The 10,269-nt window shown below is 76.6% G+C and carries 11 protein-coding genes; 3 read left to right on the top strand and 8 right to left on the bottom strand.

Annotated features, from left to right (window positions below; genetic code table 11):
* Both ACFC02_RS29570 and ACFC02_RS29565 read right to left on the bottom strand, forming a co-directional pair.
* On the bottom strand, window positions 1-963 hold a 963-nt coding region (locus tag ACFC02_RS29570), incomplete at its 3' end, for an ALF repeat-containing protein (RefSeq protein WP_376363713.1).
* Window positions 964-1,417: 454 nt separating this feature from the next.
* Window positions 1,418-1,906: a TIGR03668 family PPOX class F420-dependent oxidoreductase gene (locus ACFC02_RS29565; RefSeq protein ID WP_376363710.1), complete on the bottom strand. Its 489-nt coding sequence runs from the start codon at window positions 1,904-1,906 to the stop codon at window positions 1,418-1,420.
* A 126-nt stretch (window positions 1,907-2,032) separates the two neighbouring features.
* Between ACFC02_RS29565 and ACFC02_RS29560 the strand changes: the two genes are divergently transcribed.
* The 3 genes from ACFC02_RS29560 (at window position 2,033) to ACFC02_RS29550 (ending at window position 4,200) form a co-directional block, all read left to right on the top strand.
* Window positions 2,033-2,776, top strand: coding sequence for an MgtC/SapB family protein (locus ACFC02_RS29560; RefSeq protein ID WP_376363708.1), 744 nt, complete (start codon window positions 2,033-2,035; stop codon window positions 2,774-2,776).
* 123 nt (window positions 2,777-2,899) lie between these two features.
* The gene (locus ACFC02_RS29555) at window positions 2,900-3,823 is read left to right on the top strand and encodes a polysaccharide pyruvyl transferase family protein (RefSeq protein WP_376363705.1); all 924 of its coding nucleotides are present in this window, start codon (window positions 2,900-2,902) and stop codon (window positions 3,821-3,823) included.
* Window positions 3,824-3,888: 65 nt separating this feature from the next.
* Entirely contained in the window at window positions 3,889-4,200 is a 312-nt protein-coding gene (locus tag ACFC02_RS29550) for a DUF3040 domain-containing protein (protein ID WP_376363702.1), read from the top strand.
* A 174-nt stretch (window positions 4,201-4,374) separates the two neighbouring features.
* Here the strand turns inward: ACFC02_RS29550 and ACFC02_RS29545 are convergent, their stop codons facing one another.
* From ACFC02_RS29545 to ACFC02_RS29520, 6 genes are all read right to left on the bottom strand, one after another.
* Complete coding sequence (locus ACFC02_RS29545) at window positions 4,375-5,253, bottom strand: helix-turn-helix domain-containing protein (RefSeq protein WP_376363698.1); 879 nt, start codon at window positions 5,251-5,253, stop codon at window positions 4,375-4,377.
* A gap of 179 nt (window positions 5,254-5,432) precedes the next feature.
* Window positions 5,433-6,329: a glycosyltransferase family 2 protein gene (locus tag ACFC02_RS29540; RefSeq protein WP_376363695.1), complete on the bottom strand. Its 897-nt coding sequence runs from the start codon at window positions 6,327-6,329 to the stop codon at window positions 5,433-5,435.
* Window positions 6,326-7,264: a glycosyltransferase family 2 protein gene (locus ACFC02_RS29535; RefSeq protein WP_376363692.1), complete on the bottom strand. Its 939-nt coding sequence runs from the start codon at window positions 7,262-7,264 to the stop codon at window positions 6,326-6,328. The genes ACFC02_RS29540 and ACFC02_RS29535 overlap by 4 nt, the downstream gene beginning before the upstream one ends.
* Before the next feature lie 18 nt (window positions 7,265-7,282).
* A complete protein-coding gene (locus tag ACFC02_RS29530; RefSeq protein WP_376363689.1) occupies window positions 7,283-8,263 on the bottom strand; it encodes a glycosyltransferase family 9 protein in 981 nt (326 codons plus the stop codon).
* Window positions 8,260-9,651, bottom strand: a complete 1,392-nt coding sequence (gene rfaE2 / locus ACFC02_RS29525) for a D-glycero-beta-D-manno-heptose 1-phosphate adenylyltransferase (protein ID WP_376363686.1) — start codon at window positions 9,649-9,651, stop codon at window positions 8,260-8,262. The genes ACFC02_RS29530 and rfaE2 overlap by 4 nt, the downstream gene beginning before the upstream one ends.
* A gap of 1 nt (window position 9,652) precedes the next feature.
* On the bottom strand, window positions 9,653-10,267 hold the full coding sequence (locus ACFC02_RS29520; protein WP_376363683.1) for an SIS domain-containing protein: 615 nt from the start codon (window positions 10,265-10,267) through the stop codon (window positions 9,653-9,655).
* Window positions 10,268-10,269: the final 2 nt, after the last annotated feature.

The following is a 10,269-nucleotide window of genomic DNA, read 5'->3' as shown; positions in this document are numbered from 1 at the left end:
CACCCGGGCCGTCCGGTTCGCCGCCGCGGCCGCCGACACCGCCGTACGGGCCGCCTGCGCCGCCCGGTCCGCCGCGGCCGCCGCACGCGAAGCGGCTGCCGCCGCCTTACCGGCGGACGACTTGGCCTCCAGCGCCTCCTGCGCGGCCACCTGGGCCGCGGCCTTGGCCGCCTGCGTGGCCGCCGCCGCCTTGGCCGCCTCCTCCTTGGCCTTGTCGGTCAGCTCCTTGGCCTGCTTCTGCGCGTGGTCGGCCAGGTCGGCCAGCTGGGAGACGGTCAGCGTCTCCTGGTCCCGGGCGGAGGCGACCTGCCACCCGTCGTCCAGGAACGCCTGTACGTCCTCCGCCGTCCCGTCCAGCGCCTGCTGCGCGACCTGCTTGACGTTCGCACCGCCCGCCGACATCAGCCGCAGGACCTGGATGCGGTTGTCGTCCTCACGAGGACGGAACTGGCCCTTGTCGATGAACGCCTGCCAGTCGTCGGCCGAACCGTCCAGCGCCGTGGCCGCCGCGGCCTTCACCCCCGGACCGCCGTACGCCATGATCTGCGCGACCTGCACCCGCAGGTCCTCGTCGTAGGGCGCCTGGAAGCCCGAGTTCAGGAACTCCGTCAGCTGGTCCGCACCGCCGCTCAGCGCGGTGCCGGCCGCCGCCCGCACTCCGGGGCCGCCGATGGCCATCACCTGGGCGACCTGGACCCGCAGGTCCTCTTCCCAGATGACCGGCAGGTCCTTCGTCATGAAGGTCTGGACATCCTCGTCCGACCCCGTCAGGGCGGCCTCGGCCGCCTTGCGCACGCCGGGGCCACCGTAGCGCCACGCCTCGAAGACGTCCGCCCTGTTGTAGTCCGGCACATCGTCGGCCGCCGCCGCCGGGTGTATGTGCACACCCAGCAGCAGTGCCAGGGCCATCAGCGTGGCCGCCAGACCACGCCGGACCCGCACGACCCCGAATCGGGTTGCCAATGCCTCTTCTCCTTATCGATACCTGGGAGCCGAACGGTCCGAGGGGCAGGGCCGCCCGCGGACGGCCGGTCGCAGACGTGACCGGCCGCCGGCCGTCGCCGCCGGCCGTCCGGCCGTGCCCGCAAGGCGCGCGCACGGTGCCGGTCAGAGGGTGGGCAGGACAGCGGTCCGGGAACGCACGGCCCGATGGGCCGTACGCCGTCAGTGGGGCGGCGAAGCCTTCTAGAGGGGGTCGGTCACCCCTGCGGACCGTCGGTCGTCCTCGTGCGAACGGACGGAGCGCCCGGCGCCGTCAGGGACGGCGGCCGTCATGCGGTACGCCCGGGCCTGTCGCGCCGTTCCATGTCCGTACTCCCCCCATGGATGGAACTGTGCCCGTCCGTTTCGACGGCGTGTGACAAGTGCACGCCATTACCGGGACTTTAGCATCGGCACATCCGGCTCACAGCGAACGTCACCTGGCCGGACAACCCCCGTCGGTCGCCGACGAGTTCGCCGTCCAGCCCGTCCAGCGCCTCACGCGCACCGTGACCACCGCCCCGTCCGGGGGGTGGTCGGCGTACTGCGGGTACCTGCTCCGCAGCAGCGCCAGGGCCTCCTGCCGCTCCCGCCACGACTCGGGGTCCGACGGCTCGCCCGGCGCGCCGGGCGGCAGGATCCGGGCGACACCGTCCGCGCGGACCCACCACAGCCGGGCCCAGTCCTCGTCGTAGGCGTCGGCGAGGAGGGAGACGAAGGGGTGGGCGGCGATGTTGCGCAGCCGCTTCAGGCGGGTGGTGGTCTTCGGCTTGTGGTCGACGGCCGTCACGACGGTGTGCCGGTCCGGGACGGCGAACACCACGGGCACCAGGTGCGGGCGGCCCGCCGGGTCCACGGTGGCCAGCCGGGCCACGCGCGCGGCGGCGAAGCGGCGCCGGGCCTCCTGCGGCTCCATCCGCGGCACGTGGGTGCCTCCTTCCCCGGTGCGTGAGCGCGTCCGCGGGCCGGGTACCCCCTTGGCACCGTGCCGGACCCACAATGGGCGGCGGGGTGACGGCAGGACCTGGGGGACGACGACGAAGGGAGACGCATGCCGGGGCTCGCGGTTCCGCTGTGGGACGTGGCCAATGGTCAGGGGCTGCGCCAGCTCGCCGAGCTGGGCCTTGCGCTGCTGCTGTCGAGTCTGATCGGCTGGGAGCGGGAGGCGCACCAGAAGAGCGCCGGTCTGCGCACCCACACCCTGGTCGGCGTCGCCAGCGCGCTGATGATGGAGGTGTCGCAGCACGGGTTCACCAACGTGCTGGGCCTGGACCACGTGTCCTTCGACCCGTCCCGGGTGGCCGCCCAGATCGTCTCCGGCATCGGCTTCATCGGCGGCGGCCTGATCTTCGTACGGCGGGACGCGGTGCGCGGGCTGACCACCGCCGCCACCATCTGGCTGACCTGTGCCGTCGGCATGGCCTGCGGGGGCGGGCTGCCGATCCTGGCGCTGGCCACGACGGTGCTGCACTTCCTCGTCGTACGCGGCTATCCCCGGCTCTCGCGCCGGCTCATCCGGGGTGCGGTACCCGGCACGGTCGAGGTCCGGCTGACGTATCTGACGGGCACGGCCCTGCTGCCGCGGCTGCTGGAGGCGTGCACCCGGCGGGGCTTTCGCATCCTGGAGGTGAAGGCCGACCGGCTGCCGGGCCGCACCGACGCCGCGGCCCGCGTCCTGCTGCGTCTGGAGGGCACCGCCGACGCCGGGCGGCTGGCGTCGGAGCTGTTCCACGACGAGGGGGTCGTCGACGTCGAGCTGAGCCTCGGTACGGACGACGAGGAGCAGGACGCGTAGGACGGCGGCGCGGGCAGGTGCCGCGGGCGGCGGCGCTCACCCGGTCGGGCCGGCGCCGTGCATGGCGCCGGCCCGGGCGGGCACCCGGGCCGCACTGTGCACCAGGAACACCACGGATCACGCGTGCTGCTCACCGGCTGGTTCAGTTTCCCGGACGGGGAGGCGACCGCCGGGGACGTCCTGGCGTTGCACCGGGTGGAGGACGAGCTGCGCCGGGCGGGTCTCGCCTACGACGTCGCCTGGAGCCCCGGTTTCCGGCCGGACGCGCTGCACCTGGAGGACGTCGCGGCCCGGCGGTACGGGTACCTGGTGTTCGTGTGCGGTCCGCTGCACGGGCCGCAGGTGGAGGAGTTGCACCGGCGGTTCGCCCACTGCGCGCGGATCGCGGTGGGCACCTCGGTGCTCGACCCGGACAGTCTGGCCGTCACCGGCTTCCACCACGTGCTCGCCCGGGACGCACCGGCCGCCGGGCCCGCCCTGGACCTGGCGGCCGGCGCCCCCGCCCTGCCCGCCCGGCCGGTGGTCGGCGTGGTCCTCACGCACGGGCAGCACGAGTACGGCGCGGCGCGGCGGCACGGCGCGGTCGCCGAGGCGGTGACGTCGTGGCTGCGCGGCAAGGACTGCGCACGCCTGGAGCTGGAGACCCGCCTGGACCGGCACGACTGGCGGCTGTGCGCCACCCCCGCCCAGCTGGAGTCCGTCCTGCTGCGCCTCGACCTCGTCGTCACCGACCGGCTGCACGGGCTGGTGCTCGCACTGCGCGCCGGTACGCCCGCGCTGGCCGTGGACCCGGTCGAGGGGGGCGCGAAGGTGAGCGCCCAGGCCCGTGCCTGCGGCTGGCCCGCACTGGTGCCTGCCGAACGCCTGGAGGGGGCCGGGGCAGGCGAGCTGGACCGGTGGTGGGGCTGGTGCCTGACCTCGGGCCGGGTGGCCGCGCGGCAGTTGCGGGAGGAGTGGGCGGCGGAGCCCGGGCAGGACGGGGCTCGGGAGCTGCCGGCGGTGCTGGGGGTGCCGCGCACGGGCCGGCCCGGGGCGCGGCACGGTTAACCCGCGGGGCGCCCGGGCACCCGGAGCGGGACGCGGCAGGCAGCTCGGTTCCCGTAGGAGCAACAGTGTCGACAAACAGACTTCCCGATCACGAACAGCGGATCCTGGACGAGATAGAACGCGCCCTGAACCGTGACCGCCGGCTGGCCCGGCGGCTGAGTGCCACGCGGCGCCGCCGGCGCCCGGACCCCGCCCGGGTGGCGGCCTACGCGCCGCGGACCTGGACCGTCGTCATGCTGCTGGCGGTCGCCGTGGCCCTGCTGGCGGCCGGCGCCGCCACCGGCGAGCCGGGAGTGATCTGGGCGTTCGCCGCGGTGTGGCCCATGGCGCTGTTCGCCGCGCTGCGGCTGTGGTGCGGGCGGTCGCGCTCCGCCTGAGCCGCGGCGGCGCGGCCCGTCCGGCGGCCGGGGGCTTTGGCCACGGAGCCGGGAGATCCTTCACGGAGCCGCGAGATCCGGTCACGGAGTTGCGCCAGGGGGTGGCGCCCGGGGTTTGCGTCGGAAGTTTCGCGCCCGGGGTCTGCGTCGGAAGTTTCGCGCCAAGGGCTTGCGTCAGGAGTTCGCGCCAAGGGTTTGCGTCAGGGGGGTTTTCGCGGGGGCGGCGGAGGTGAGCAGGCGCAGCGCGTCGTGGGACGGGCTGCCGGGTTCGGCGGTGAGGACCATGAGGCGCTGCCCCGAGCCGTCCGGGCTGTTCCAGGTGTCGCAGTCGAGGGTGAGGTCACCGGCCACGCGGTGCCGGTAGTGCTTGGTGCCGTAGGCCGCGGTGATGACGCGGTGTTCGCCCCACCAGGTGCGGAAGTCGGCGTCGCGGGCGGAGAGTTCACCGACGAGCCGGTCGAGTTCGGGGTCGTCGGGCCGGGCGGCGGCGCCCATGCGCAGGGCGGCGACCGCGTCGCGGGCGTCGTGCGGCCACTCGCGGTGCAGGTCCCGGACGGCCGGGTCGGTGAACAGCAGGTGCACGTAGTTGCGCCGCTGCGGCGGTATCCGCGAGAAGTCGGTGAACAGGGCCGCCGCCGCGGTGTTCCAGGCCAGGACGTCCAGCCGGTCGCCGAGGACGAGGGCGGGGGTGGCGGCGAGCTGGGCGAGCAGGCGCCGCATGGCGGGCCGCACGCGCTGCGCCGGCCGCGGCCCGCGCGGCCGGGCGTCGGCCTTGCCCGCGAGCCGGTACAGGTACGTCTGCTGGTCGTCGTCCAGGCGCAGCGCGCGGGCCAGGGTGGCGAGGACGGACACGGAGGCGGCGACGCGGCCCTGTTCGAGGCGCGTGTAGTAGTCGACGCTGATCGCGGCGATCCGGGCGACCTCCTCGCGACGCAGCCCCGCGACCTTGCGGCGCCCGTCCGTCCCGGGCAGCCCGAACTCCTCCGGTGCCAGTTCGGCCCGGCGGGCCTTCAGGAAGGCCCCGAGGGCGCGGGGATCGGAGGCCGTGGTCATGGCTCCCATTGTCGCGCACGCGCAGCGCGGCGCGGGCATCGCACGCACGGCGCGGCGCGGGCATCGCACGCACGGCGCGGCGCGGGCATCGCACGCACGGCGCGGCGCGGGCATCGCACGCGCAGCGCGGCGCGGGCATCGCGCGGGACGCGAAGGCGCGGCCCGCCGCTCCGCGCGCGTCAGCCCGTGTAGCGGCGGGCCTTCGAGCGGCGCTGGCTGTCCTCCAGGAGCCGGAGCCGCCGCTCCACCTCGGGCGGGAGCACGCGGCGCTCGCGCAGGATCCACGGCAGGGCGCCGGCCGCCTCGGCGAAGGCCCCCAGGGACGCGGCGTCGCGGGGGACGGTGCGCGCCAGGTGCAGGGTGCGGCGCAGGGCGGGCCGCAGGGGCCGGCGCAGCCAGGTGAACCACAGGGTGTTGCGGATGCCGTCCCGGCGGCGGCGGGTGGGATCACGTACCGGCGACGGCTGGTGATGGATCGTCAGGTCCTCGGCGTACGTCAGCCACCAGCCGTCCGCGGCCAGGTCGGCGGCGAGCAGTTCCTCCTCGCCGCCCAGCCACAGCCGGGGGTGGAAGCCGCCCGCGCGGCGGAACGCGTCGGTGCGCAGCACGGTCGCCGCGGCCAGGAAGGAGCCCAGCGCCGGGCCGGGCAGCCACCGGGGCGCGGGCAGGGGCGAGTTGCGCAGTTCCTCGACGATCGGGTCCTCCGTCCCGTCCGGTTCGACGACGATGCGGGCGGTGACGGACCCGAGTGCGGCGTGCCGGTCGAGCAGGTCGGCGGCGCCGGTGAGCGCGCCCGGCGCCCACCAGGAGTCGTCGTCGCAGAAGGCCACGTAGGGGGTGCGGACGCGGCGCACGGCCAGGTTGCGGCCGACGGCGCCGAGGTTGCGGCCGGGGCGCAGCAGCCGTACCCGCGGGTGGTGGCGGGCGACGGCGGCGGCGGTGCCGTCGGTGGAGCCGTTGTCGGTGACGATCACTTCGGGCCGCTCGGGGAGTTCGGCGAGCCGGTCGAGGGTGCGCAGGAGTTCGGGGCGGCGGTTGTGGGTGATGACGACGACGGTGGTGCGGGGGTCGGTCACGGGGTGCCTCCCTGGTCCGGGCGGGACGGCCGGGGGCCCGGCTCCGCGTCCAGCATCCGGGCGGCGCGTTCGACGTGGGGCGGCAGCGGGCGGCGGGCGCGCAGGGCGCGGGGCAGGCGGGCGAGGGCCTCGCGCAGGGCGCGCCGGGCGTGCGGGTCGTGGCGGGCGTCGGCGGCCAGGTCGCGGGTGCGGGCGAGGGCGTGGGGCAGCGGGCGGCGCAGCCAGGCGGTGAGGAGTTCGTTGCGGCGTACGACCGCGGGGCGGTCGGTGCGGGGGGCCGGGGCCGGGTGGTGGTGCGCGACCACCTCGGGGCAGTGGGTGACGCCCCAGCCGCGGGCGGCGAGGTCGTAGGCGAGCAGGGTCTCCTCGGCGCCGAAGAAGAGCAGCGGGTGGAAACCGCCGGCGTCGAGGTAGGCGGTGCGGCGGGTGACGCCGGCGCAGGCGAGGAAGCCGAGGACCTGGGTGCCGGGCAGGTCGTCGGCGGGGCCGAGGGGCGAGTCGGCGAGCACCTTGTCGAGCGGGTCGGGTTCCTCCTCGGGGCCGACGAGGGTGCGGGCGGCGAGCAGCCCGAGCCGGGGGTGGCCGTCGAGGAGGCGGGCGGCCTCGGTGAGCGCGCCCGGCGCCCACCAGGAGTCGTCGTCGCTGAAGGCCACGTAGGGGGTGCGCAGGGCACGGACGCCGTGGGTGCGGGCCGGGGCGCCCCGGTTGGACGGCAGGGCCAGGACGCGTACCTGGGGGAACTCGCGGGCGAGCAGGGCGCGGGTGTCGTCGGTGGAGGCGTTGTCGGCCACGACGATCTCGGGGCGTTCGGGCAGGGCGAGCAGGTGCCGCAGGGTCACGGCGAGGCTCGCGGAGCGGTTGCGGGTGGCGATGACCACGCCGACGGGACCGTGCGTGGGTGCGTGTGAGTGTGCGTGTGCGTGTGCGTGTGCCATGGTGCCGGCCGTCCTTCGTCAGTGCGACGGCTCGGGGAGCGCGTCGAGGGCGTCCAGTGCCTCTTGGGTGCTGATCCTCAGCAGCGCGGGGTCGGGGCGGCGGGCGTGCGGGTCGCCCTCCGGGCCGTGCCACAGGGCGGTGTGGCGGGGGTCGCCCGGGGGCGGACCCCAGCGGCTGGGCGGGATGGGGCCGAACAGTGTCACCGACGGGGTGGCGTGGGCCACGGCGAGGTGGGCGATGCCGGTGTCGCCGCTGAGGACGGCACGGGCGCCGGCGACCAGCGCGGAGAACCGGCCGAGGGGCAGACCGCCGCCGAACACGTCCGTGTCGGGCAGCCGGGCCCGCTTGGCGAGCGTGGCGACGAGGTCGCCCTCGTCCGGGCCGCCGGTGACGACGACCCGGTGACCGCGGGCGCGCACCGCCTCGGCGACGCGGGCGAACCGGTCGAGCGGCCACTGGCGCGCGGGGGATCCGGCGCCGGGGTGCACGACGAGCGCGCCGGGGGCCGGGGACGGCCCGGCGGGGCGGGGCAGCCGCAGGTCGGCGGGGTCGGCCGCCACGCCGTACCAGCGCAGCAGCCGGCACCAGCGGTCCCGCTCGTGCTCGTCGGCGTACCAGGGCGGCCCCTCGATGCCGGGGGTGCGCGGGTGCGCGAACGCGAACAGCCGCCCAGGGCCGAGCGCGGCGAGCAGCCGGTGGCTGGGCGGCCCGTTGCCGTGCAGGTCGACGGCGAGGTCCGGCGGCGGCCCGGTCCAGTCGAGCGCGGGCGGTACGGCCCGCCCGGGCGCGCAGGCGGGCAGCAGCCGGTCGACCGCGCCCGTCGCCTCGGCGAGGGCCCGCAGTTCCGACGGCGCGGCGAGCACGGTCTCGTGCTGCGGGAACGCCCGTCGCAGGGCGCGCAACGCCGGCACCCCGGCCAGCAGATCACCGAGCCCGAGGGCGCGCAGGACGAGGAGGCGGGGGGTGTCCCCTCCTCCGGTTCCGCCGGAGCCGCTCACCGTGCTCCCTCCGCCGCCCTCGCCATCAGGGCGGTCGAGGAGCGGCCGTCGAGGTAGGGCAGGAGGACGGCCTGGCCGCCCCACTCCTGGAGGAGGGCCGCCTCGGGCAGGTCGGCCCCGGCGTAGTCGCCGCCCTTGACCCAGACGTCGGGGCGGAGTTCGGCGAGGAGCCGTTCTGGGGTGTTCTCGTCGAACACGGCCACGGCGTCGACGCAGGCCAGGGCGCGCAGGACGCGCAGGCGGTCGGCGAGCGGGTTGACCGGCCGGCCCTCGCCCTTGCGGCGACGTACGGACGCGTCGGAGTTGACGCAGACGACGAGGCAGTCGCCGATCCGCCGGGCGGCCTGGAGCAGGCCGACGTGTCCTGCGTGCAGCAGGTCGAAGCAGCCGCCCGCGGCGACGACGGTGCCGCCGGTCGCCCGGACCCGGGCGACCAGGTCGCCGGGGTCGTCGCCCGGCGGCACGGCGCGCTCGTCGGGGGTGCCGAGCAGGCCGCCCGCCCCGCCGGCGCCGACGAAGGCGGTCGCCGCGGTGACGGCGCCCTCCACGGCCTCCCCGACGAGCGCTCCGTCCGCGAGGAGTCCGGCGGCCGTGGCGGCGAAGCGGTCCCCGGCGCCGCACGGGTCGCCGTGGTGGGCGGCCGTGACCGGCACCAGCAGCGGGTGTTCGCCGTACGACAGCAGGGCGCCGCGGGCGCCCAGGGTGACCGCGACGGCGGCGACCCGCCAGTGTTGTACGAGAGCGGACGCCTCGTACGCGACGGCGCGCAGTTCGCCGGCGCCAGGGCCGGTGTCGTCCGCGTCCTCGGCCGCCGCGCGCAGCGCCCCCGCGAAGGCGCGGGCCTCCGAGCGGGCCGGGGTGACCAGGCGCGTGCCGGGTACCGGCGGGCCGCCTCGGGGGTGCGGGTCCCAGACGACGGGGGGCCGTCTGAGCAGTTCGGGCCGCAGGACGTCCGCGGTGCCCCGGCCGTAGTCGGAGACGAGGACGGCAGACGCGCCGGCGAGCACCGCGCGGGCCTCCTCGGTGGCGTCCCCGGCGCGGCCGGAGCCGTGGTCGAGGCGGACCACCGGCCGGCCCTGGGCCAGGACACGGGTCTTCTCCGGTACCTCGCCGCTCATCGGGAGCGGGACGAGAGTCAGCCAGGGTTCCAGCAGGCGGCGCAGCTCGCGGCCCGCCAGACCGTCGTCCAGGCCGGCGACGAGGGTGACGTCGCGGCCGTCGCGGGCGGCGAGGTACGCCGTGAGGGCGGCGCCGCCGGGCCGTACCCGCTCCGCGCAGTCGGCGACGACCGGTACGGGCGCGTCGGGCGCGAGCCGGTCCGCGTGTCCGGTGAGGTCGCGGTCCAGCAGGGCGTCGCCGACCACGACCAGGGGTGCCTTGCCCGTCATGTCACCTCCCGCCCCCTTCGAGGGCGTCCCGTTCGACGGTGTCCCGTTCGATGGCCGCGTCGAACGCGGCGCAGATCATGTGCACGGCGACCAGGTGGAGTTCCTGCACGGTGGCCGTGGAGGCCCCGGCGGCACAGAGCGCCTCGTCGCCGCCCGCGCTCAGCGGGTTGGGCGCCGGGCCGGTCAGCGCCCACACGCGCAGGCCCGCGGCGCGCCCCGCGTCCGCCGCCGACAGCAGATTGGCGCTGGCTCCGCTGGTGGACAGCAGCATGAGGACGTCGCCGGGCCGGCCGTGGGCGCGCACCTGGCGGGCGAACACCTCGTCGACGCCGTAGTCGTTGGCGATGGCGGTGGTGCTGGAGGTGTCGGCGTGCAGGGCGATCGCAGAGTAGGGCGGGCGGTCCTCGCGGTAGCGGCCGACGAGTTCGGCGGTCAGGTGCTGGGCCTGGGCGGCGCTGCCGCCGTTGCCCGCGGCGAGCAGCCGTCCGCCGCCGCCGAGGACGGCGGCGAGCCGTTCGCCCCAGCGCTGGGTGATGTGCGCGCAGCCGCGGAACTGTCCGAGGGCGGCGAGGAGTTCGTCGCAGTGTCCGAGGACGGCCGGTGTTCCGGCACTCATGG

The organism is Streptomyces sp. NPDC056160, assembly GCF_042268205.1.
In the GTDB taxonomy this organism is placed as follows: Bacteria; Actinomycetota; Actinomycetes; order Streptomycetales; family Streptomycetaceae; genus Streptomyces.
Note: the sequence above shows the minus strand (reverse complement) of the source record. Positions and strands in the feature narration are given on the sequence as shown.